At 71.2% G+C, this 21269-nt stretch carries 23 protein-coding genes; 9 read left to right on the top strand and 14 right to left on the bottom strand.

The features are described 5' to 3' along the window. The first annotated feature begins 33 nt into the window (after positions 1 to 33). Positions 34 to 645: a histidine phosphatase family protein gene (locus IW248_RS09210; RefSeq protein ID WP_196926601.1), complete on the top strand. Its 612-nt coding sequence runs from the start codon at positions 34 to 36 to the stop codon at positions 643 to 645. Here the strand turns inward: IW248_RS09210 and IW248_RS09205 are convergent. The 3 genes from IW248_RS09205 to IW248_RS09195 all read right to left on the bottom strand — a co-directional run bounded on the left by IW248_RS09205 (position 575) and on the right by IW248_RS09195 (position 3443). Next, positions 575 to 1081: an Lrp/AsnC family transcriptional regulator gene (locus IW248_RS09205; RefSeq protein WP_196926600.1), complete on the bottom strand. Its 507-nt coding sequence runs from the start codon at positions 1079 to 1081 to the stop codon at positions 575 to 577. The two genes, IW248_RS09210 and IW248_RS09205, sit on opposite strands and share 71 nt — an antisense overlap. Before the next feature lie 107 nt (positions 1082 to 1188). Further along, positions 1189 to 2331 (bottom strand): acyl-CoA dehydrogenase family protein, encoded by a 1143-nt coding sequence (locus IW248_RS09200; RefSeq protein WP_124815386.1) that lies wholly within the window; start codon positions 2329 to 2331, stop codon positions 1189 to 1191. After that, entirely contained in the window at positions 2328 to 3443 is a 1116-nt protein-coding gene (locus IW248_RS09195; RefSeq protein WP_196926599.1) for a M24 family metallopeptidase, read from the bottom strand. Before IW248_RS09195 ends, IW248_RS09200 begins: the two co-directional genes overlap by 4 nt. 201 nt (positions 3444 to 3644) lie before the next feature. Here IW248_RS09195 and IW248_RS09190 point away from each other — a divergent pair, with 201 nt between their 5' ends. Beyond that, the gene (locus IW248_RS09190) at positions 3645 to 5015 is read left to right on the top strand and encodes a glycosyl hydrolase family 18 protein (protein WP_196926598.1); all 1371 of its coding nucleotides are present in this window, start codon (positions 3645 to 3647) and stop codon (positions 5013 to 5015) included. A 141-nt stretch (positions 5016 to 5156) separates the two neighbouring features. Here the strand turns inward: IW248_RS09190 and IW248_RS09185 are convergent, their stop codons facing one another. After that, on the bottom strand, positions 5157 to 5324 hold the full coding sequence (locus IW248_RS09185; protein ID WP_196926597.1) for a hypothetical protein: 168 nt from the start codon (positions 5322 to 5324) through the stop codon (positions 5157 to 5159). A 56-nt stretch (positions 5325 to 5380) separates the two neighbouring features. Between IW248_RS09185 and IW248_RS33480 the strand changes: the two genes are divergently transcribed. Beyond that, entirely contained in the window at positions 5381 to 5503 is a 123-nt protein-coding gene (locus IW248_RS33480) for a hypothetical protein (RefSeq protein WP_269155061.1), read from the top strand. 56 nt (positions 5504 to 5559) lie between these two features. Here the strand turns inward: IW248_RS33480 and IW248_RS09180 are convergent, their stop codons facing one another. Together IW248_RS09180 and IW248_RS09175 are read right to left on the bottom strand one after the other, a co-directional pair. Next, a complete protein-coding gene (locus IW248_RS09180) occupies positions 5560 to 6438 on the bottom strand; it encodes a winged helix-turn-helix transcriptional regulator (protein WP_196926596.1) in 879 nt (292 codons plus the stop codon). A 223-nt stretch (positions 6439 to 6661) separates the two neighbouring features. Then, positions 6662 to 7156, bottom strand: coding sequence for a CAP family protein (locus tag IW248_RS09175; RefSeq protein WP_196926595.1), 495 nt, complete (start codon positions 7154 to 7156; stop codon positions 6662 to 6664). A 403-nt stretch (positions 7157 to 7559) separates the two neighbouring features. Between IW248_RS09175 and IW248_RS09170 the strand changes: the two genes are divergently transcribed. The 3 genes from IW248_RS09170 (at position 7560) to IW248_RS09160 (ending at position 10141) form a co-directional block, all read left to right on the top strand. Next, positions 7560 to 7787: a hypothetical protein gene (locus IW248_RS09170; RefSeq protein ID WP_196926594.1), complete on the top strand. Its 228-nt coding sequence runs from the start codon at positions 7560 to 7562 to the stop codon at positions 7785 to 7787. Positions 7788 to 7846: 59 nt separating this feature from the next. Next, the gene (locus IW248_RS09165) at positions 7847 to 8803 is read left to right on the top strand and encodes a 5'-3' exonuclease (protein WP_196926593.1); all 957 of its coding nucleotides are present in this window, start codon (positions 7847 to 7849) and stop codon (positions 8801 to 8803) included. 129 nt (positions 8804 to 8932) lie between these two features. Further along, the gene (locus tag IW248_RS09160; protein WP_196926592.1) at positions 8933 to 10141 is read left to right on the top strand and encodes a low temperature requirement protein A; all 1209 of its coding nucleotides are present in this window, start codon (positions 8933 to 8935) and stop codon (positions 10139 to 10141) included. Positions 10142 to 10224: 83 nt separating this feature from the next. On the opposite strand, the gene IW248_RS09155 is transcribed toward IW248_RS09160, so the two are convergent. Beyond that, the gene (locus tag IW248_RS09155) at positions 10225 to 10581 is read right to left on the bottom strand and encodes a DUF1062 domain-containing protein (RefSeq protein WP_231396242.1); all 357 of its coding nucleotides are present in this window, start codon (positions 10579 to 10581) and stop codon (positions 10225 to 10227) included. Between the two features lie 363 nt (positions 10582 to 10944). Here IW248_RS09155 and IW248_RS09150 point away from each other — a divergent pair, with 363 nt between their 5' ends. Further along, a complete protein-coding gene (locus tag IW248_RS09150; protein ID WP_196926591.1) occupies positions 10945 to 11721 on the top strand; it encodes a maleylpyruvate isomerase family mycothiol-dependent enzyme in 777 nt (258 codons plus the stop codon). A 65-nt stretch (positions 11722 to 11786) separates the two neighbouring features. On the opposite strand, the gene IW248_RS09145 is transcribed toward IW248_RS09150, so the two are convergent. After that, positions 11787 to 12545 (bottom strand): maleate cis-trans isomerase family protein, encoded by a 759-nt coding sequence (locus tag IW248_RS09145; protein ID WP_196926590.1) that lies wholly within the window; start codon positions 12543 to 12545, stop codon positions 11787 to 11789. Beyond that, entirely contained in the window at positions 12542 to 13369 is an 828-nt protein-coding gene (locus IW248_RS09140) for a hypothetical protein (RefSeq protein ID WP_196926589.1), read from the bottom strand. The genes IW248_RS09145 and IW248_RS09140 overlap by 4 nt, the downstream gene beginning before the upstream one ends. Before the next feature lie 252 nt (positions 13370 to 13621). Here IW248_RS09140 and IW248_RS09135 point away from each other — a divergent pair, with 252 nt between their 5' ends. Next, positions 13622 to 13828, top strand: coding sequence for a hypothetical protein (locus tag IW248_RS09135; RefSeq protein ID WP_007460667.1), 207 nt, complete (start codon positions 13622 to 13624; stop codon positions 13826 to 13828). A gap of 68 nt (positions 13829 to 13896) precedes the next feature. Here the strand turns inward: IW248_RS09135 and IW248_RS09130 are convergent, their stop codons facing one another. Next, on the bottom strand, positions 13897 to 14352 hold the full coding sequence (locus tag IW248_RS09130) for a hypothetical protein (RefSeq protein ID WP_196926588.1): 456 nt from the start codon (positions 14350 to 14352) through the stop codon (positions 13897 to 13899). 372 nt (positions 14353 to 14724) lie between these two features. On the opposite strand from IW248_RS09130, the gene IW248_RS09125 reads away from it, so the two are divergent. Further along, positions 14725 to 15684, top strand: a complete 960-nt coding sequence (locus IW248_RS09125; protein ID WP_196926587.1) for a TIGR03557 family F420-dependent LLM class oxidoreductase — start codon at positions 14725 to 14727, stop codon at positions 15682 to 15684. A 143-nt stretch (positions 15685 to 15827) separates the two neighbouring features. On the opposite strand, the gene IW248_RS09120 is transcribed toward IW248_RS09125, so the two are convergent. The 4 genes from IW248_RS09120 to IW248_RS09105 form a co-directional block, all read right to left on the bottom strand. After that, on the bottom strand, positions 15828 to 17330 hold the full coding sequence (locus IW248_RS09120; RefSeq protein ID WP_196926586.1) for a right-handed parallel beta-helix repeat-containing protein: 1503 nt from the start codon (positions 17328 to 17330) through the stop codon (positions 15828 to 15830). A gap of 173 nt (positions 17331 to 17503) precedes the next feature. Beyond that, complete coding sequence (locus IW248_RS09115) at positions 17504 to 19600, bottom strand: APC family permease (RefSeq protein WP_196926585.1); 2097 nt, start codon at positions 19598 to 19600, stop codon at positions 17504 to 17506. Positions 19601 to 19687: 87 nt separating this feature from the next. Next, the gene (locus IW248_RS09110; RefSeq protein WP_307787871.1) at positions 19688 to 20047 is read right to left on the bottom strand and encodes a hypothetical protein; all 360 of its coding nucleotides are present in this window, start codon (positions 20045 to 20047) and stop codon (positions 19688 to 19690) included. Between the two features lie 417 nt (positions 20048 to 20464). Continuing rightward, a complete protein-coding gene (locus IW248_RS09105) occupies positions 20465 to 21235 on the bottom strand; it encodes a DUF5995 family protein (protein ID WP_196926583.1) in 771 nt (256 codons plus the stop codon). Positions 21236 to 21269 lie beyond the last annotated feature (34 nt).

Here is a 21269-nt window from a genome sequence, read left to right as displayed (position 1 = left end):
GTCGGCCCGGCCCCACGATGGTTAACTGACCGCATGGGAGAGCTCCTGCTGATCCGGCACGGCGAGACCACCTGGAGCGCCAGCCTGCGGCACACCTCGTACACCGACCTGGAGCTGACCCCCGACGGCGAGCGACAGGCCCGCACCCTGGCCGCGTTCCTGGCCGGCCGGCGCTTCGTCACCGTGCTGGCCAGCCCCCGCTCCCGGGCGCTGCGCACCGCGCAGCTGGCCGGGCTCACCGTCGACGCCGTCGACGAGGACCTCAGCGAGTGGAACTACGGCGAATACGAGGGCCGCACCACAGTCGACATCCACGACGACAATCCGCACTGGAACATCTGGACCGACGGCTGCCCCGGCGGGGAGTCCCCCGCGCAGGTGGGCGAACGGCTCGACCGGGTGCTGGCCCGCGTCACCCCGCTGCTCGACCGGGGCACCGTCGCGCTGGTCGGGCACGCGCACAGCCTGCGGGTGCTCGGCGCCCGCTGGATCGGCCTGCCCCCGTCCGCCGGCGGACGGCTACGCCTGGAGACCGCCACGGTCAGCGCGCTCGGTCACGAACACGGCCGGCAGGTCATCCTGCGGTGGAACCAGCCGGCTCCCCCGGCGCCCGGGACCGCGACCGACTCGGCGCCCCAGCGCTGATCTTCGGCGGCCGGTTCTCGTACGGCGTGGACAACACCACAGTCGTCCGGGTCGTGACGTTCGCCGAGGTACGGATCTCCTGCAGCACCCGCTCCAGGTCCGTGGGGCTGGCCACCCGCACCAGCAGCAGGTAGAAGTCCTCCCCCGCAACCGAGTAGCAGGAATCGATCTCCGGTAGGTGGGCCAGCCGCTCCGGGGCGTCGTCCGGCTGCGACGGATCGAACGGCCGGATCGCCACGAACGCGGTCAGCGGCAGGTCCAACGCCTCGAACGACACCCGGGCGGCGTACCCCTTGAGCACCCCGCGCTGCTCCAGCCGGCGGACCCGCTGGTGCACGGCGGACACCGACAGCCCCACCCGCTCGGCCAGGTCGGTGTACGACAGACGGCCGTCGGCGGTCAGCGCGGCGACGATAGCGCGGTCGATCTCCTCCACGGCGTGCAACCTACCGGGAAAACCGCCGCACGGCGACGAGGTACCCGGGTGGCGGGCCGCGACGGGCCGCGACGCACCCACCGCAGCCGCGCCACCACGCGCCGTCGTCAGTCCTTGGCCAGCGCCCGGGAGATCACCATCCGCTGGATCTGGTTGGTGCCCTCCACGATCTGCAACACCTTCGCCTCGCGCATGTACCGCTCCACCGGGTGGTCGGCCACGTAACCGGCGCCGCCGAGGACCTGCACCGCGTCGGTGGTCACCCGCATCGCCATGTCGGTGGCGAAGAGCTTCGCCTTGGCCGCCTCGATCGCGTACGGGCGGCCGGCGTCGCGCAGCCGGGCCGCCGCCAGGGTCAGCGCGCGGGCGGCGGAGATCTGGGTGGCCGCGTCGGCGAGGAGGAACCCCAGCCCCTGGAAGTCGATGATGGAGCGCCCGAACTGCTGCCGCTCCCGGGCGTAGGAGACCGCGTAGTCGAGGGCGGCCTGGGCCAGCCCGACCGCGCACGCGGCGATGCCCAGCCGGCCGGAGTCCAGCGCGGACATGGCGATGGTGAAGCCCATCCCCTCGCCGCCGATCAGCCGGTCGGCCGGCACCCGCGCCTCGTCGAAGGCGATCTGCGCCACCGGGGAGGCGCGCAGCCCCATCGTCCGCTCGGCCGCCTGCGGGGTGATGCCGGCCGTGCCCGCGTCGGCGAGCAGGCAGGAGATTCCCTTCGGACCGGGCCCCGAGGTACGGCAGAAGATGTTGTAGAAGTCGGCCGTCCGGGCGTGGGTGATCCACGCCTTGGTGCCGGAGACCAGGTACGAGTCGCCGTCGCGATCCGCCCGGGTGGTCAGTGCCGCCGCGTCCGAGCCACCCTGCGGCTCGGAGAGGCAGTACGCGCCCAGCAACTCGCCACCGAGCATGTCCGGCAGCAGCTTGCGCTGCTCGTCGCTGCCGAACGCCGCCACCGGGTAGCAGGACAGGGTGTGCACGCTGACCGCCTCGGCGACCGCGAGCCAGCGGCTGGCAAGGATCTCCAGCACCTGGAGGTACACCTCGTACGGCTGCGCCGCGCCGCCGTACTCCTCGGGGTAGGGCAGGCCGAGCAGGCCGGCGCGGCCCAGCGTGCGCAGCACCTCGCGGGGGAACTCGGCGCGTTCCTCGAAGGCCGCGGCCTTCGGCGCGAGCTCGCGGTCGGCGAGCTCGGTGGCGAGACCCAGCAGGTCGTGGGCCTCGTCGGTGGGGAGGATCCGGTCGACAGTCATAGCGCGATGAGCTCCGTGGGGGTGGTGTTGAGCTGTTGCACGCCGTCCGTTGTGCAGACGACGATGTCCTCGATGCGGGCGCCGTGCCGGCCCGCCAGGTAGATGCCCGGTTCGATGGAGAACGCCATGCCGGCCTCGAGGGGTCGGTCGTTGCCGGCCACCAGGTACGGCTCCTCGTGCCCGTCCAGACCGATGCCGTGGCCGGTGCGGTGCAGGAACGCGGGACCGTAGCCGGCGGCCGCGATCGGCGCCCGGGCTGAAGCGTCGGCCTCCGCGGCGGTGATCCCGGGCCGCACCGCCTCGACGGCGGCGCGCTGGGCGTCGCGCAGCACCGCGTAGTAGTCCAGGAAGTCGGCCGGCGCCGCTCCGCCCGCCAGGTAGGTGCGGGTGCAGTCCGAGCGGTAGCCGGACGCCATCGTGCCACCGATGTCGACCACCACCGGCTCACCTACGCCGATCGGCCGGTCGGAGGTGCCGTGGTGCGGGCTGGCTCCGTTCGGCCCGGCCGCCACGATGACGAAGTCGACGGTGACGTGCCCGGCGGCGCGGATCGCCGCGGCGATGTCGGTGGCGACCTCGGCCTCGGTGCGCCCGGGGCGCAGCCACTCGCCCATCCGCAGGTGCACCTCGTCGATCGCCGCGCCGGCCTCGGCGAGCGCCGCGACCTCCGCCGGGGACTTGCGGATCCGCAGCTCGCGCAGCACCTCCCCGGCGAGCCGTTGCGTGGCGTAGGGCAGCGCCGCGCGCAGGCCGAGGACCTGCTCGGCCCACATCCGGTCGGCGAGTCCGACCGTCGCGACCGGGCCGTCGAGGGCGGCGACGACCAGGGGGCACGGGTCGGTGCCGTCGACGTGGTCGACGATGCGTACCCCGGTCGTCGGTGCCGGGGACGCCTCGGCGGCCGGGCGTTCGAGCCGGGGCACGACGAGGGTCGGCTCGCCCTCGGCGGGCAGCACCAGGCAGGTCAGGCGCTCCCCCGCGTGGGCGTCGTACCCGGTCAGATACCGCAGGTCGGAGCCGGGTGTGAGCAGCAGGGCGTCCAGGCCGGCGGCGGCCGCCGCGCGCTGCGCGGCGATCAGCCGATCCGGCGGATACAGCTCGTCGATTCCCACCCCGCCAGCTTAACGGTCGTTTGGGGAAACACCCTATTGACACCGGTCGACCGGAAATCCACAGATGTTGATTGACGCGGACAGTTAACACTCTTTAAGATTTGGCTGCCTCGAGGCCCACCCGTCCCTGCGTCCCGCACCCCCCGCCCGCGACAACCCTGCGCGGGCGGGTGTCGTCCCCCGCCCACGGGAAGGCCCCCGATGTCCTCACCACTGCGCCGCGCCCTCGCCGCCGGCCTGCTCGCGCTGGCCACTGCCGGCGCCACCCTCACCGTCACCTCCACCGCCGCACAGGCCGTGGTGCTGCCGAACAACTTCAAGAGCGTCGGCTACATGCCATCCTGGGCCGGCGACGTCAACGCCATCCAGTACAACAAGCTCACCCACATCAACTACGCGTTCGTGCTGCCCAACAACGACGGCAGCCTGCGCGCGGTGGAGAACCCGAGCAAACTCTCCTCGCTGGTCTCCCGGGCGCACTCCAGCAACGTCAAGGTGTCGATCGCCGTCGGTGGCTGGAACGACGGCAACGACTCGGCCTTCGAGGCGCTCGCCGCCAACTCCGGCAGCCGCACCAACTTCGTCAACAACCTGGTCAACTTCGTCAACCAGTACAACCTCGACGGCGTCGACATGGACTGGGAATACCCCGACCCGGGCGCCTCGGCCAACAACTACACCGCGCTCATGACGCAGCTCGGCAGCGCGATGCACAGCCGCGGCAAGCTGCTCACCGCCGCCGTGGTCTCCGAGGGCGGCAGCGTCCAGGGCGTCCAGACGGCCGTGTTCAACCAGGTCGACTGGCTCAACATCATGGCGTACGACGGTGGCAGCCCGCACGCCAACTACGACTGGTCGATCAACAGCATCAACCTGTGGAAGGCCCGCGGCCTACCGGCCAGCAAGGCCGTCCTCGGCATCCCGTTCTACAGCCGTCCCGGTTACTTCACCTACTCGGCGCTCGTCGCGCTGGACCCGGCCAACGCCAACCGGGACTGCACCACCGCCGGCGGCGCGCAGCAGTGCTACAACGGCATCCCGACGGTGAAGCGCAAGACGCAGTGGGCGCTGGCCAACGCCGGCGGCGTGATGAACTGGGAGCTGTCGCAGGACACCAGCGGCTCGACCTCACTGGTCAGCGCCATGTACGACACCATCATGGGCGGCACCACCCCGCCGCCGACCGGTCGCACCGGCCAGATCACCGGCCTCGGCGGCAAGTGCATCGACGTGGCCTCGGCCAGCACCGCCAACGGCGCCGCCGTCCAGCTCTGGAGCTGCAACGGCACCAACGCGCAGACCTGGACCGTGGCCAGCGACAGCACCTTGCGCGCCCTCGGCAAGTGCGCCGACATCGCCAGCGGCTCCACCGCCAACGGTGCGAAGGTCCAGCTCTGGGACTGCAACGGCAGCGGCGCGCAGGTCTGGCAGGCGCAGTCCAACGGCACCCTGCGCAACCCGCAGTCGAACAAGTGCCTGGACGCCAGCGACAACAGCTCCACCGACGGCACCCGGCTACAGATCTGGGACTGCTTCGCCGGTGCCAACCAGCGCTGGACGCTCCCGGCCTGACGGCAAGGGGTAAGGAGGGCCTCTTGTTGACGTACGCACGTCAACAAGAGGCCCTTGCCGAACCGGCCCCGCGCTTGGGTTGCTGTCCCAGCTCGCCAATTACCTGATCATGGCGCGGTCGGTGTTCGGCGGTGGTGGCCCTTACCGCAGACCCGGCGTTTCAGCCACCGGACGGTTCGCACCGGCCAGCACCAGCGACCCGGTTCGCTGATCGGCGCCGTCGTCGTCCTTGCCCGCCGGCGATTCCGGCAAGTCGCGGCGGGTGCGAAGGGGCGAGAGAAACACGGGCAGGAAGGCCACCGTCAGCACGGCACCACCTACCCAGAGCGTGGCTTGCGCTGGCCAACCGGCACCCCGGCGTCGTGATGCGCAAGATCCGCAACCCGGAACCCGTTCGGGCGATCCAGGCGGCGGTGCGGCAGACATCGCTGGGCCAGCCGGCGCTCGACGGATTGCTCGCCGCACTGCGGCACGCGGCAACCGACTGAGGGCCGACCTCGGGGACGCGGCGGGACTGCCTGGGACAGCTACCCAAGCGGGGGGCTCACACCTGGTGCGCGCGGACCAGGGTGAGCATCTCGTCCACCGACCCCGCTGGGTCGGTGACCGGGAACTGCACGGCTCGGACCACCGTCGTCGGGTCGACCAGCAGCGTCAGCCGCTTGAACCGGGTCATCCCACCGGCGCGGAAGACGGGCAGCAGCAGCCCGGCGGCCAACCGGCCGTCCTGGTCGGACAGCAGGGGAAACGGCAGTCCGGCGTACGCGGCGAAGTCGGCGAGCTGGTCCGGGCGTTGCGTGCTGATCCCGTACACCCGCACCCCGGCGGCCTGGAAGTCCGGGTGCCGCTTGGCGTAGGTGGTCGATTCCAGGGTGCAGCCACGGGCACCGGGAATCTCCGACCAGGCCGGCGGATAGTCCTGCGTCCCCGGCGCGTACGCCCCGGGGAAGAGATAGAGGACGCGCCAGGCGCCCGTCGCGGCCACCGACACCGGTTGACCGTCGAGGCCCGGCAGCACGGCCTCGGGCAACCGCCGCCCGATCAGGTCGTGCGCCCGGCGCGCCTCGGCAGACCCGGCGTCGGCCGTCGCGGTCAGCTCACCGTCGCCCATCAGATGCCTCGTCCCCCAGTCCTGTAGGGCGATCAGCACCGGCAGCAGCCCCTCGCCCTTGCCGGTGAGCAGGTAGTCGTAGCGCGGAGGGTGCCGGGAGTACGCCCGGCGCTCCAGGACGCCGTGCTCGACCAGCGCGCCGAGGCGTTCGGTCAGCGCCCGACGGCTGACGCCCAGCTCACGTTGCAGCGCGTCGAAGCGCGTCGTTCCGCCGGCGACGTCGCGCACGATGAGGAACGTCCACCAGTCCCCCAGTACGCCGAGCGCCTGCGCGATGCCGCAGTCCGCATCGGCAAGATCCTCTCGCCGCACCCGCCACCTCCGTCGCTCCCGCTCCGACTATAGTCCGTTCCAGTCTGGAACGAACTGTTGTGGCGGACGGGGACGACGACATACGTGCTGGCCGGCCGGTGTCGGGTGTGCGGAAGGAGGCCGTGATGATGGCATGCCCGTCGCCTGGCCCGTATGGCAGTTCGGGGCAGCGCGGGGGGCGCACCGGTTGCCGCCGGCACGCCCGCCGCGAGGGGTCGGTGTGTCAGCTCGCGGGCACCACGTTCATCACGTACTGGCCTCCCATGTTTCCGGGCGGCGAGAAGTTGGCCACGATGTAGGTCTCCCACCATTTCGTGCCCTGGCCGGCGACCCGCCCCACACCCAGCTTCGTGGTGTTCTTCCAGACCAGTGCCGTGAAATGCCCGATGGCCTTCGTGGAGTCGATGGCCTTGCCCGTGGCGAAGGCGTAGTTGCTGATTTCGCTGTACCAGGAGTCGACGGCAGCGATCCCGGAGCCTGCCGTGGGGCCAGTCGAGGCACCCGCCCACGCCCCGTTCTCACCGGTGCCCGATCGCAGACCCTCGTGGGTGAGGTTGTCCTTCTCGGCCATGAAGGACGCCCGCGACTTCGAGTACTCCACGAGCTCCGGGTCGAGGGTGAGCAGCGACGATCCGTGCCGTGCCCGCAGTTCGTTGACCCTGCTCAGCACCTCTTGCAGGAACTCGTCGTTGGTTCGATCCGCGAATCCGTCTCGCATGATGTGACACCTCTTCTGAAGAAGAACGCCGAAAGGTCTGCCCCTTGGCGGGCGGCTCGGCCCTGGACGGCTCGCACGGCGGGCCGGGTTGCCATCGACAGCCTTCCATCGGTGAACGCGAAGCGACTGTCACTGACAGTGACGCATTAATGACAGAGGTGCTAACACCGGCTCTCGCCAGCGGCGTGAGAGCAAATTTCCTATCCTCCGCCACAAGGGCGATTTCACATTCCGCCCGTCGACCGGTTCCGTTCGCCGAGGACATCGGCGCCGCGCACGTACTGATCGACCGCGCCCACCGGCCGGGCAGGTGCTCCGCCCGCGTTTTCCGGCCCGGCGCGCCCGCGCGGCCCTAGCCTGGGATCGGGTCGCCCGCGCGGGCGACCCCACCGGGAGGACCGACGTGGCAGGAAACGAGGCGAACCGGGCGGCGACCCGCCGTCGCCACCAACTGTGGGCCGGGGTCCTCGCACTCGTCGGCCTGGTCCTGCTGATCATCGGCGTCACCGTCGCCGACGGCGTCGCCGCCTGGGTCGAGGTGGTGGTCGCGATCCTGCTGCTGGTGACCAGCTACATCGTGCAGCACCTGGCCCGGCGGGAGACCGTCTACCGGCACGACGAGCGGCGCTGACACCACCGGGCGGCCGGGCGTACGCCAGATCGTCGGACGGTTGTGCCAGGCTGTCCGGCGTGGCACACCGACCCCCGATCCTGCTGATCGACGCAGCCAGCCTCTACTTCCGGGCCTACTTCGGCATTCCGGAGTCCGTCGCCAAGGCCGACGACGGCACCCCGGTCAACGCGGTGCGCGGTTTCCTCGACATGCTCGCCACCCTGATCCGGGTGCGGGGCGCCGACCGGATGGTCTGCGCGCTGGACTACGACTGGCGCCCGGCGTGGCGGGTCGACCTGCTGCCGTCGTACAAGGCGCACCGGGTCGCCCCCGAGGGCGGCGAGGTCGTTCCGGACACTCTCTCCCCGCAGGTGCCGATGATCCTGGAGGTGCTGGCCGCGGTGGGCATCACAGCGGTCGGCGCAACCGGCTACGAGGCGGACGACGTGCTCGGCACCCTCTCGGTGACCCAGCCGGGTCCGGTCGAGGTGGTCTCCGGAGACCGGGACCTGTTCCAGCTCGTCGACGACGCCCGACCGGTACGGCTGCTCTACGTCGGGCGCGGTGTCGCCAAGCTCGACGACTGCGACGACGCGGCGGTGCGGGCCCGCTACGGCGTGCCGGCCGACCGGTACGCCGACTTCGCCGCGCTGCGCGGCGATCCGAGTGACGGGTTGCCCGGGGTGGCCGGCGTCGGCGACAAGACCGCCGCCCGGCTGATCGAGCGCTACGGCAGCATCGCCGGAATCCTGGCCGCGCTCGACGACTCCGACTCGTCCTTCGCACCGGGCCTGCGTGCCAAGCTGGTCGCGGCGCGCGACTATCTGGGCGTCGCGCCGACGGTGGTCCGGGTCGCCCTGGACGTGCCCCTGCCGGAGCTGCCCACCGCGCTGCCGACCGCGCCGGCCGACCCGGATCGGCTGCTCGAGCTCGCCCAACGATGGAACCTCGCCGGCTCGGCCCGCCGCCTGGTCGACGCCCTCGCCGCACCCCGTGGGCAGGAGATCCACTCGACATCCCCGCAACCGGGGTAACCCCTGTCGATCAACTCGGTCGGGGGAAGCGGGGAGCGAACGCGGGATCCCGCGCTCCCCCGCTCGTTACCGTCCGTTGAGGTGGACCGGACAGGTCCGTCGAGTCGAGCGGTTCCGCAGGAGTAACCCGTGCATCTCGCCGAGCCGGAGCCCGGGTCGCCGCGGGCCAGCGGTCCGCCGGTGCGCGACCCGGAGGCCCCGCGCCGGGTCACCCTCCTCGAACTCTTCTTCGACCTGGTGTACGTGGTCGCGCTGGCGCTCATCTCCCGGGGAATGGTCGACCAGCTCGACTGGCACCGAGCCGCCGAGGCACTGATCATGCTGGCCGCCGTCTGGTGGACCTGGACGATCACCACCCTGGTCACCGACCTCTACAACCCGGAACGCACCGAGATCAAGCTGCTGATCAGCGCCGTGATGTTCGGCGCGCTGCTGATGACCACGGCGATCCCGAAGGCGTTCGACGATCGAGGGCTCGTCTTCGCCGGCACGTACGTGGCGATCCACCTGGGACGTGGGCTGTTCCTGATGCCGGCGGTACGCCGCGAACCGCAGACCCAGCGCCGGGCGGCCCGCATCTTCATCTGGTTCGCGGTGTCGGCGATCCCGTGGCTCATCGGCGCATTCGTCAGCGGGGACGCCCGGATCGCGTGCTGGGCCACCGCGCTCGCCATCGACTACGTCGGCTTCCGGCTCGCGTACCCGGTGCCGGGGCTCGGAGTGGTGCCCGAGCGGCAGCGAAACGTCACCGCGGAGCATCTCTCCGAGCGCTACCAGCAGTTCTTCATCATCGCGCTCGGCGACGCCATCCTGACGATCGGCACCATGTTCAGCATGGAACACAACGAGGGCGAGAACATCGGGGCGTTCGCGGTGGCGTTCCTGACCACGCTGCTGCTCTGGCGGATCTACGTGCACAAGTCCGGCGAGCTGCTGCCGACCGCCATCCAGGCCGCCAAGTCACCCAGCAAGTTCCTGTTCAGCGCCCCGTACACCCATCTGTTGATGATCGCCGGTGTGGTCACCACGGCGGCCGGCTTCCACCTGGTGTTGCACGAGCCGACCGGGCGCACGCCGCCGGCCTGGCTGGCGGTGATCCTCGGCGGCCCGGCGCTGTTCCTGGCCGGCCGGGCCTCCTTCGAGTACGAGGTGTTCAGCCGGGTGTCCTGGTCCCGACCCGGCGGGGTGCTGGTGCTGCTGACCATCGCCCCCGGCCTGCTGTACCTGGCCCCGGTGTTCGCCTCCCTCGGCGGGCTGCTGGTGCTGGCCGGCGTGGCCTACGCGGACTTCCGGCGTAGCCACGGCAAGCCGCCGGAGGCTCCCGCACCGCCGCACTGAACCACCGCGCTCCGCGCCGGGCCGGCCCGCCGACCACGACGGCCGGCGGGCCGGTTGGTACGGGGGCCGCCCCACGGCGCAGGTCATCGCGCCGCGTCCATGGTCAGCTGTCGCACCATGGCCGGATCGTTGTTCTCGAACCTCAGCAGCCGCTCGTTGTCCAGCGCCCGTACGTTCACGCGCTCGTGAACGGGGATTTTCGACGTGCGGCCGCACAGGTCGCAACAGATCAGCAGCCACACGTCAAGCAGCTTGTGGTTCGCGTTGACTCGGATCTTCCCGGTGGGACGGTGACGGGTGGACCTGCACGACACGCAGGTTTTGACGATGGTCGGCAGTCCGAGCTCGCTGACCACCCACAGCGCTTTGCGGTCGATGCCGGATCCGCGACGGTCGGCCGCGACGCGGATATGACGGGAACTATTCATGGCTTCGGCCATTCCAAGGTCTAGGCAGGAGGCGCGCGGCAGCGCGATGGCGCGCCCCGGGGGGCCTCCCGGATCCAGTGGCGGGCAGCCGGCATCTCGGCGGGGAGCACACCGGCTGGGACGACGTCGCAGATCACGTCGCGTGAGGGAAGCCCGCACCGCTCCTGCGGTGCGGGCTTCGAGTGGCGCGGCGGACGGAGACGGGGAGGTGACTCGAACCCGTCGTCATCGCGCACGTGCGCCACTGGTCACTGATCCATGCGTGTCAGCATCGTCAACCCGTTGGCCGCCAGGCAACGGATTTTCCGCGTGTCCCCGCCGCCGGAGGCGGGTAATCCGCTGTCGGTTGGCGGAGGGGGGTGGTACAAAGCCGCGGTGGAAGAGACTCTGGGGTTCGCTGACCTGTTGCGGCTGATGGACGAACGATCGGCCGCCTTCCAGGCGGCAGTCGTCGCGGCACCCAGCCTCGACGTGCGGGTCCCCACCTGCCCCGAGTGGACATTGTTCGACCTGGTGCAGCACCTGGGCGATGGGCGCCGCAAGTGGGCTGCCATCGTGGCCGCGGGGCCCGCCGACGCTCCTCCGGCGATGTCCGCCGCGGTGGCGCCCCACGAGCGCGAGGCCCTACTGGCCTGGTTCGCCGCGTCGACCGAGGAGCTGCTGGCCACGCTGCGGGAGGCCGGCCCGGATCGTGGTTGCTGGACGTGGTGGGGTCCGTCGCAGTCTCCGCAGACGACTGGTGCCGTCGCCCGGCACCAGCTCCAGCAGGTCGCCGTGCACACCTACGACGCCCAGGTCGCCGTGGGCGCCCCGCAGCCGCTGCCGGACGAGGTGGCCCTCGACGGTGTCGACGAGTTCGTGACCACCTGCGTCGCGACGACGGCCGCGTGGCCGCACAAGCCCGCGGTCGTCGACTACCACGCCACCGAGGGCCGTTCCTGGCGGCTCTGGTTCTCCGCCGACGGCGCCCGGACCGCCCGCCTCCGCACGCCGGTCACCGACGAGGGCCCGGAGGTGGCCCATGTCTCCGTCCGGGGCACGGCCAACGAGCTGGTGATGTTCTGCTACGGCCGCATCACGATGGACGCGCTGCGGATCGAGGGCGACGTGCGCGTCCTCGACCAGCTGATCGCCTGGGAGCCAGAGGACTAGGACGCGACGACGGACCCACCGACCTCGGCCTCAGCGCCGCCAACCGCTCTTCCTCAACCCCGCACTCACCCCGCAGTCGGGCCGGCCAGCAGCCGGCCGGCGTCGGGCACGTACGGCTCGACACCCAGACCGGTGAGCAGTTGATGCACTGTCGCTGTCGCCGCGGTGAGCACCGGGCGACCGAGCCGGGCCTCCACCTGCGGCACCGCCGCCAACGACGGCAGCTGCACGCAGGCGGAGAGGACCACCGCGTCCACGTCGGTCACGTCCAGACGATCCGCCAGTTCGACCAGGCGTGCCGCGGGGATGCGCCCGACCGCCACGTTGTCCGGCTCGCCGAGGCTCACCGCGTCGGTCACCTGTACGCCGTACGCGGCGAGGTAGGCAGCGACGGTCGCGGTCAACGGCGGCAGGTACGGCGCGATCAGGGCCACCCGGCGGGCACCCAACGCCCGCAGCCCGGCGACCAGCGCGCCGGCACTGGTGACCACCGGCATGTCGTGCCCGGCACGACCGGCCGCGCGGGCCAACCGCCGCTCGGCCCGCTCGTGCGCGCCGGCGCCCTCGCACATCACCGCCACCAGACAGGCGTACGCGAGCACGTCGCAGTGGGCGTCGGCCAGCTCGGCGACACACCGTAGGGCGGATCGGTTCATCCGGGCCAGCTCGTCGGGGGTCACCTGGCGCAGCCGTACCCGGCTGGCGTGGGTGGTGAAGCGGACCGTCGGATCAACGGCCTCGCGTCGGCGCAGCATCGCCGGGATCTCGGTTTCCATTGTGGTGTTGGAACTGGGCACCACCAGGCCGACGCGGTAGCCGCTCACACCAGTGCCCCGGCGTACCCCCGGACCTGCAACCGTTCCCGGGCGCCGCCGGCCAGGCGCACCTGCAGGCCGAGCGGCGCGGCGGCCCGGCGGACGTCGTCCAGGTGCAGCGATCCGTGCCGGTCCACGGTGAGCACCGGCGGTTCCTCGAGGTCACCCTCCGGTGCGTGGAACGACAGCAGGGTGACCGACGTGGTGAGGTAACCCGGGTACGCGGCGCGGGCCGCCGCCTCGTTGCGGTGGACGAGCACCACCAGATCGTCGAGGTGGGCGAAGTCGGCGGCAAGGGCTCCCGCCTTCCAGTGCGCCGGCTCCTCCGTCGCGCCGGTCAGATGCCGGGACCGGTTCGCCGAGGTGATGTAGAGGTGATCCGTTCCGGTCTCGGCGAGCGCCCGCTCGAAGAAGGCATTGGACGGGCAGGTCAGGCCCGGTGCGATCACCTGGGTGGTCCGCATCCCCTGGTCGATCTGGGTGAGGTGGTCGGGGAGCCGTTCGGCCGCCGGCCCCCGGAAGCCGAACGGCCCGGCCCCGTAGAGGGCATCCATCAGCGCTCGCACCCGACCGACCGGCAGGCGCGGCGAGATCCGCGTCCAGTCGAACATCCCCGGGATCCGGCCGATCGCTGTGGTGATGCTGCCGACCTGGTGGACCGGTCGACCCTTGGCCAGGTTGACCCGCCGGACGGTGGCCGCGTCGGGACGCGTGACGATGACGTAGAAGTTGGCGAACGCCGCCGCGACGATCGCGCCGCCAGCCAGCGCGCGGGCCGCGACCGCGACGTCTTCGGGGCGGTCGATGTAGAGGGGCGGTGTCGGGGCGTCCATGAGTCCTCCTCGGCGGGGCCGTGAGGCAGTTCTACGTCCACTCACCCTGATGACGGCGAGGTCGGTCGCGGATCCGATAGCCGACAGGCGCTACCCGGTGCGGGCGGCGGATGCCCAGGCGGTACACAACGGTGGACGGCATCGGCCGGATGGAGGATCCGGCGGAGGCTGTAGCACGCAACCGTTAGCCGCGCGACCCGATTGGGTACAACGGCTGCACCTCAGATCCACCACATACCTCAGGAGGCAGCGATGCGCGGCACCTCGATTCTCGGAGTCATCGTCGTGATCTGGTTGGTGATCGGCGCGATCGCCGGTGGCCAGCGCGGTTACTACAGCGGCGACGACACCAACTGCGCCGAGGCCGGCACCATCCTGGTCACCATCGTGGCCGGGCCGCTGAACTACATCGGCGCCAACCCGAAGGTCGACTGCAAGCTGCCCGAGCCCTCCAAGTAGACGACAGACGTACCCCGGCCCGTGCCCCTGTGTCAGGGGCACGGGCCGGTGCGCTTCGGTAGGGCCGATCAGGTGTGGTAGACGACCAGGGCGCAGCGGCCGCTGCCGTCCTCGGGCTGGGCGAAGCCCAGGCAGACCCAGACCTCCGTCCAGCGGTACTGGGTGCCGCCGTTGGATTCCCAGCTCAGCATGGCGGGCTGGGAGGTGGCGGTGTCGTCGACGGCGATCGCTCCGGTGTACCGCGTCGCCCAGTAGACGTACACGCGGGCGGCGTACCCGTCGGCCTTACGGTCCTTGACGTAGTTGTAGTCGTACCAGTCGATCCACGCGTGACCGGTGCTGTCGATGCAGATGCCCGCCGCTGCGGTGGCTCCCGCCCCACCGGTCGGGCTGGCCACCGTGTTTTCGCCGTGCTTGCAGGTAGTCGCGGCCTGGGCTGGTGACGCGGCGGCGAGGGCTACACCGCCCCCGAGCACGGCCGCCACGACCACGGCGGCGGCACGGCGGAACAGTCGGTTGGTCATCGGGCACTCCCCTGTCGGCTCTGCCGCGACCTGTCCGGGCGACGGCACTGATCGGTATTCGTCGGGTCCCGCCATTTGTCGACCAGCACGAGGCGGACAGCGGTCCGGTGCCCGCGCTCGGCTTCCGGCTGGCCCTTTCGGATGCCAGGAAGTGTCATGGCCCCATGCCGACCCGAGAAAGAGTTGAGCTCTGTTCCGAACGGTCACCTGGATGTTCGGGCTGGTCAGCCGCGTGTTCGGATCTGTTCGTGCGGACCGGCACACCCCCTGAGGCGTCCTAGGAGGCTGGTTCGCAGGGTGCGGCGGCGTTTGTCGGTGCCACAGCCGGGAAACGATCGGGCGTCAGTCGCCGGATGGAGTCGGGAGCGTGGCATGCAGATCGGCTACAAGCTGGCCTCGGAGGGGTACGGCCCGCAGGAGATCATCCGACAGGCCGTCCTGGCCGAGCGGGCTGGTTTCGACTTCGTCGAGATGAGCGACCACTTCCACCCGTGGCTGGACGTGCAGGGGCACTCGTCCTACACCTGGAGCGTGCTCGGCGCCATCGCGGCCAAGACCAGCACCCTGCGCCTGGCCACCGGTGTCACCTGCCCGACGGTCCGCTACCACCCGGCGATCATCGCGCAGGCCGCCGCGACCATGGCGCTGATCTCCGACGGCCGGTTCACCCTCGGGGTGGGCGCCGGCGAGCGGCTCAACGAGCACGTGGTCGGGCAGGGCTTCCCGAGCGTGCGGGGCCGACACGAGCGACTACGCGAGGCGCTGGAGATCATCCGGCTGCTCTGGCAGGGCGGCTACCAGTCGTACGAGGGCCGGCACCTGCAACTGGAGGACGCCCGGGTCTTCGATCTGCCGGACACCCTGCCCGTGATCGCGGTGGCGGCCAGCGGTGAAGTGTCGGCGCGGCTCGCCGCCGAATTGGGCGACGGCCTGTTCGCCACCGAACCAGACGCGTCGATCGTCGAGCACTACCGACGCGCACAGGGTTCGGGCCCGCGCTACGCCGAGGTGCCACTGGCCTGGGCCACCGACGAACGACAGGCCGTGCAGGCAGTGTTGCAGACGAGCCGGTGGTTGGTGACCGGCTGGAAGGTGATGAGCGAGCTGCCGAACCCGGTCAACTTCGACGCGGCCAGCGCGTACGTCGAGGAGAAGCACATCCGGCAACTCTTCGCCGTAGGCCCGGACCCGGAACCGCACGTCGCCAAGGTCCGGTCGTACGTCGGGGCCGGCTTCGACCACATCGTCCTGCAGAACGCCGGCCCCGACCCGGACGGCTTCCTCGACTTCTTCGCCGGCGACCTGTCCGGCCGGCTGCGCGCGATGGGCTGACGCCGGCGGGCGATGGGCTGACGCCGGCGGGCGATGGGCTGACGCCGGCGGGCGGCAACCGACCAGGGCAGAGCGCGGCGAGCCGCCCCGACCGATCATCGGGGCGGCTCGCCGGCGCGGGATGAGGTGCGCGGGGTCGACGTTCAGCGGAAGCAGTGCGCGATCGGCGCCTGGCTGCCCTCGCAGTTGGTCGGCTCGTTCTCGACGACCACGCTCTCGTCGTCGATCTTGACCTGGGCGTGGGAGGCGAAGATGCCACCGGGCTTCACCGTCGACGCGTTGTGGGTGACCTTGCTGGTGTAGATCGCCACCGAGCCCGCGGTGGCGTAGATGCCGCCACCCTGGGACGCGGCGCCGACGGCCTCGTTCCGGGTCACGTCACTGCCGCGGACCAGCAGGTTCGCCTTCTCGGCGTAGATGCCGGCCCCGAGGCCGTGAGTGGTGTTGCCCTCGATCACGCTGTCGTCGATCGGCGTCAGGCCCTTCACCGTCGAGATGCCGCCCCCGTTGACTGTGGACGTGTTGCCGCGGATGGTCATCGTGCGCATCACCAGCACCGCGTCGGAGTTGGCGGCACCGCCGCCAACCTGTGCGGTGTTGTTCAGCAACTCGGTGTCGGAGACCTTCGTGCGGGCCGAGAAGCTGGCCAGCCCACCACCCTGAGCGGCGCTGTTCTGAGTGAAGGAGACGCTCTCCACGTCGGCGGCGCCACGGTAGTTGCCGAGCCCGCCGCCATAGGCGTTGGCGCTGTTGCGGTGGAACTCGGAACGCTTCAGCGTCAGCACACCACCGTTGAGCAGGCCCCCGCCCTTGCCCGCGGCGCCGGAGGCGCTGTTGCCGACGAACGTGGAGTCGGTGACCACCATGTTGCCGTCGTTGAAGATGCCTCCGCCGCCGCCCTCGGGCGACAGCGACGTGCTCTGGGTGACGGTGACCCGTTCCACCACGGCGGTGGCGCCGTGCACCACGTGCACGCTGCCGCCCTCGATGGCCGAGCGGCCGTTGTGCAGTTCCACGTCCCGCAGGGTCAGCTCGCCGCCGTCACGGACGGTGAAGAAGCGGAACGGGGCGGCGTGGGCGTCCCGGGCGATGGTGGCGCCCGCGCCGTCGATCGTGATGGCCTGGTAGATCACCGGCAGGCCGGCGGTGTCGTCGGCCGGGTTGTGCGGCGGCGCCTCGGCGTCGCCGGGGGTCTCCGCCGCGTCGGCGGCTTCCCGGGCGTCACGGATCCCGCCGTCGTACTGGTCGGTCTCGTGGAACGCCTCAGTGAGGGTGTAGCGGCACCTGGGCGCGAGCCGAAGTTCGCCGCCGCCCTCGGCGTTGGCCGTCACCAGCGCCGCCACCAGCTTCGCGGCGTCGCACGGCACCGACACCACGCCCCGCTTGCCGGTGCCCGGGGTCGCCGGACGGGCCCGCTCGGCACCGTCCTGGCCCTGCTGCGGCGCCCGCCGGTCGCCGTCATGGCGGTCGTCGTCGGCCGCCGGGGTGAGCCGGGCCAGACCGGGGAGGGTGAGGGCGCGGTCGGCGGCGGCGGCCGCTCCGGCCGCTCCCACGACCAGGCTCCCCGCCAGCAGACCGCTGGCTAAGAACCGTCGGGACCGCCGTCTGGGTCGGGTGGCGCGGTCTCCCTCTCGGTACGTGGACATCAACGGTGCCTACCTTCCTGCCTACCTGACGTGACCGCGCGTCGATCCGGGCGCGGGGGCTCGACGTGCTCGCCGACCACCAAACGTCACGATAAGTCCGCAATACGGACAGGAAGGTGTGAACGTGAATAGTGCCCTCTTTCATCTTTAAAGCTGGCAGACCGGCATCGACGTCAGCCACCGACGTGGATGCCGGGCCGGCGCAGCGGGTCCCGTTCGGTCCGGCGGATGATCTCCCGCACCACCGGCGGGGTGTCCCCCCGACCCAGGATCAGGTAGCGCGCCAGGTGCGCGATCGGGCTCCCCTCCGACCACTCGAAGTGCGCGTGCGGCCGAACCCCTGTCGCGTCACGCAGGGCCAGCAGGATCGCGGCGATCGCGTTGGGCGCGGCCGGGCTGTTGGCCCGCAGCACCCGGAAGCCGCCCACCTCGATCCCGTGCACGCGTAACACCTGACTGAACTCCGACGGATCGACCACGTCGATCTCCAGGAACAGCACGTCCGCGGCCCCCGGCACCGGATTCATCCCGCGCTGCGCCCGCTCCTTGAGCGTGTACTCCTTCACCGACCCCTTCTGCCGCTTGTTCGCGATCAGGTGCAGCTGCCCGTCGTGCGCCAGCGACTCGGTGATGAACCGACGCGCCTCCTCGTCGAATTCGATCCGCTCGGCGCGCAGCTCGGTGGTCCGGGTGACCCGGGAGACCAACGAGACCACGATGATGCCGAGGATGAACAGCGCGGAGATCGTAATGCCGTCCGGCTGTTCGATGACGTTCTCCAGCAGCGCGTACAGCAGCACCAGCGTCAGCACTGTGAAGCCGATCGCCGAGGCGCGCCGGTGGTGACGGGCCGCGGAGATCGTCACCGCCACCGCCCCGGAGACCATCATCGCCAGGATCCCGGTGGCGTACGCGCCGGCCTGGGCGTTGACGTCGGCGCGGAAGGCGATTGTGATGGCGACGCTGACGACGGTGTAGACGATCACCACGGGGCGGACCGCCCGCGCCCACTCCGGCGCCATGCCGTACGACGGCAGGTAACGCGGCACGATGTTGATCAACCCGGCCATCGCCGAGGCGCCGGCGAACCAGAGGATGAGCACACTGCTCACGTCGTAGACGCTGCCGAACACCTCACCCAGATAGGTGTGCGCCAGGAACGCCAGCGCCCGCCCGTTCGCGCCGCCGCCCGGCCGGAACTCCTCCTCCGGGATGAGCGCCGTGGTCACGAAGGTCGTCGAGATCAGGTACACCGACATGATCAGCGCTGCGGTGGTGAGCAGCCGACGCGTGTTGCGGATCCGGGCGGCGAGTCGGGCCTGCTTGTCCGGGCCGTCGGCCGCGATCAGGGGCATCATGCTGACCCCGGTCTCGAAACCGGACAGCCCCAGCACCAGCAGCGGGAACGCCAACACGGCGGTGAGCAGCACGTGGCCCGGCCCGCCGCCGGTCGAGGTCACCGCGGCCGTCCAGTTCGACACGATTCCCGGGTCCTCGGCGATCCGGGCCACCGCGACCACGACGATCACCGCGTTGAGCACCAGGAAGACCGCGACCAGCGGGATGGCCACGACCACCGCCTCGCGGAACCCGAGCAGGAACACCCCGCCGAGGATCAGCAGGAGCACCACCGTCACCACGACCGACACCAGGGATCCGTGCAGGGCGTCCGGCAGGTACGGGTTCTCCAACAGGTGCACTGTGGCGTCGGCCGAGGAGAGGGTGATCGTGATGATCCAGGAGGTGGCCACGAAGCCGAGCAGCACGAGGACGAAGATCTTGCCCCGCCAGAACGGCAACAACCGCTCCAACATCGCCACCGAACCCTGCCCGTGCGGGCTCTCGTGGGCCACCCGGCGGTACATCGGCAGCATGCCGAACAGGGTGAGCACGACGATCAACAGGGTCGCCAGCGGGGAGAGCGCGCCGGCCGCCACCGCCGCGATGCCCGGCAGGTACGACAGCGTGGAGAAGTAGTCCACGCCGGTCAGGCACATCACCTGCCACCATGAGTGCCGGCGGTTCTGCCCCTCGGTCGCCTCGGGGCCGGGGGGCTGCACCTGGTGCTGGAAGAGCCACCGGCGCAGCGGACTGGCCGGCGGCCCCGAGCGGGTCGGGGTGGCCACGCGTTCGGGCACCACGACTCCCTGCCGGCCGCCGCGGTGCGGGCGGGCCGGATCGCGGGCCGCTCGCAGTGCCGGGTCCGGCCCGGTCGGCGCGTGGCGGCGTCCGTTCCAGCGTCGTGGTTTCGCTCGGTGCTCGTCAGCCATCGCCAGTCCCACCCTCACAGGTCCTGATCCGACGGTAGGCGGCGTCCCGACGCCCGGTCGGCCGAACCGGGCACCTGTTCGGCCTGCTCAGGACAGGTCCGGGACGGCGAGAAGCCGGGCCAGCGCGGGTGGGTCGGCGACGGTCACCGTGGCCGCCGGGTGCCGGGGCCGCCCGCCGGGCACCAGCGCCGGCACCGGCACGCCGAAGCGCAGGCAGATCCCGCCGGCCGTACTGCTGCCGAAGGTCGCACCACCGTCGGCCAGTGACAGGTGCGGGCCGATCGCCCGCCACCAGCGGTACGGTCCGCTCAGCTCGACGGCGGTGACGTTGCCCCGGTCGGTCCGCAGCCGCCAGGGCCCGTACCGGATCATCAGATCCCGCTCGGTGACGGCGACCCAGGCCGTCGCCGGGCGGACCCCCAGCAGGGCCAGCACCGGACGGAACACCGGATCGAAGCGGAACGGAAACCGCGTCGCGACGCCGGTCACCGGGTGCCGGGCCGAGCGGTGGGCCGCGACACCGGGCCACCCGGCCGCAGGGGGCCGGGGCGCGCGGGCCGGGGGCGGGCGGCGGGCCGACGCCGGGCCAGGACGGTCATGGCGCGGGCGTACCCGATCCGGGCCCGCCGACACCCCCGGATCGGCACGCCGTTCGACGTGACCCCGGCCGGCGCTCCCCCACCGCCGGCCGGCACCCCCCGGGCCGGCCGACGGTGGCAGACGGTCGACACCCCCCGGGCCGACCGGCTGTCCCCCTGCCTGGCCGACCCGACCTCGGGCGGCCACGCGGGGTGGAACTGGTGGGACGCGCCCCCGCGCTCCGCCGCCCCCCACGGGGCGGAGCGCGGGGACCCCCCGTCCCGGCTACTGCAGGAACGCCCCGAGGGGCGAGAGCAGCAGCCGGCCGAGCGCCGCGGCGTTGTCGTCCAACCGTGTGCGCTCACACTCGCGGGCGTCCGGATCGTGCCGGCACCGCCAGATCTTCTGCGCGTTGCGCCAGGCGACATCGCGCGTGTACTCGACCAGTTCCCCCTGGTACCAGTCGTCGATGTCGCCATTGAGCATGTCGATGAGCAGCTGCCACCGCTCCAGATAGCCCCGACGCAGGCCGGGGATCTTGTCGGCGAAGATGTTGTTGATCTCGAGGTAGTCGTGGTGCTGGTCGCTGCCATCGACCGGTTCCGACTCCAGGTGGTCGAACGTGGTCACCAGGGCGAACGGCAGGTCGAAGTTGATGTGGGCGTTCACCCCGGCCGCCGCCGACGGCAACGGGCGAGCGTCCGGCCCCTGCATCCGCTCGAAGAGACACGACCACGCCTTCGGGGTGCCGGGGCTGGAGTCGGTCCACAGCCGCATCGCGTCGAAATAGCGGGCGGCGAACTCGACGTCGAGCCGGGAGAGAAAGACCGGGTCGACGAAGCGGTCGTCGTACAACCCGTCCAGCACACTGCTGGTGATGGTCAGGTAGAGCCTGTTGAAGTCGGCCAGTGGGCAACTGGCCTCCAACGGTGGCAGCCGCACCAGCATGTCCTGGAGCTTGGTCAGGTGATCGACCACGGCCGGCACGTCCGCGGGATGATCGGCGAGCAGGTCGACGATGTCCCGGTGCACGGGCCCCCAGACCGGTTCGATCATTTCTCCTCCATTGTGGTCGGCGGCATCCCCCGTG

The sequence above is a fragment of the Micromonospora ureilytica genome (assembly GCF_015751765.1).
In the GTDB taxonomy this organism is placed as follows: Bacteria; Actinomycetota; Actinomycetes; order Mycobacteriales; family Micromonosporaceae; genus Micromonospora; species Micromonospora ureilytica.
Note: the sequence above shows the minus strand (reverse complement) of the source record. Positions and strands in the feature narration are given on the sequence as shown.

Bases quoted from the DNA above. Each gene is read 5' to 3' on its own strand.
- IW248_RS09140 (WP_196926589.1), bottom strand. From the start codon at position 13,369: ATGGACGCCCCGACACCGCCCCTCTACATCGACCGCCCCGAAGACGTC.
- IW248_RS09175 (WP_196926595.1), bottom strand. From the start codon at position 7,156: ATGCGAGACGGATTCGCGGATCGAACCAACGACGAGTTCCTGCAAGAG.
- IW248_RS09125 (WP_196926587.1), top strand. From the start codon at position 14,725: ATGCAGATCGGCTACAAGCTGGCCTCGGAGGGGTACGGCCCGCAGGAG.
- IW248_RS09120 (WP_196926586.1), bottom strand. From the start codon at position 17,330: ATGTCCACGTACCGAGAGGGAGACCGCGCCACCCGACCCAGACGGCGG.
- IW248_RS09105 (WP_196926583.1), bottom strand. From the start codon at position 21,235: ATGATCGAACCGGTCTGGGGGCCCGTGCACCGGGACATCGTCGACCTG.
- IW248_RS09200 (WP_124815386.1), bottom strand. From the start codon at position 2,331: ATGACTGTCGACCGGATCCTCCCCACCGACGAGGCCCACGACCTGCTG.
- IW248_RS33480 (WP_269155061.1), top strand. From the start codon at position 5,381: ATGCGCAAGATCCGCAACCCGGAACCCGTTCGGGCGATCCAGGCGGCG.
- IW248_RS09115 (WP_196926585.1), bottom strand. From the start codon at position 19,600: ATGGCTGACGAGCACCGAGCGAAACCACGACGCTGGAACGGACGCCGC.
- IW248_RS09210 (WP_196926601.1), top strand. From the start codon at position 34: ATGGGAGAGCTCCTGCTGATCCGGCACGGCGAGACCACCTGGAGCGCC.
- IW248_RS09155 (WP_231396242.1), bottom strand. From the start codon at position 10,581: ATGGCCGAAGCCATGAATAGTTCCCGTCATATCCGCGTCGCGGCCGAC.
- IW248_RS09190 (WP_196926598.1), top strand. From the start codon at position 3,645: ATGTCCTCACCACTGCGCCGCGCCCTCGCCGCCGGCCTGCTCGCGCTG.
- IW248_RS09130 (WP_196926588.1), bottom strand. From the start codon at position 14,352: ATGACCAACCGACTGTTCCGCCGTGCCGCCGCCGTGGTCGTGGCGGCC.
- IW248_RS09135 (WP_007460667.1), top strand. From the start codon at position 13,622: ATGCGCGGCACCTCGATTCTCGGAGTCATCGTCGTGATCTGGTTGGTG.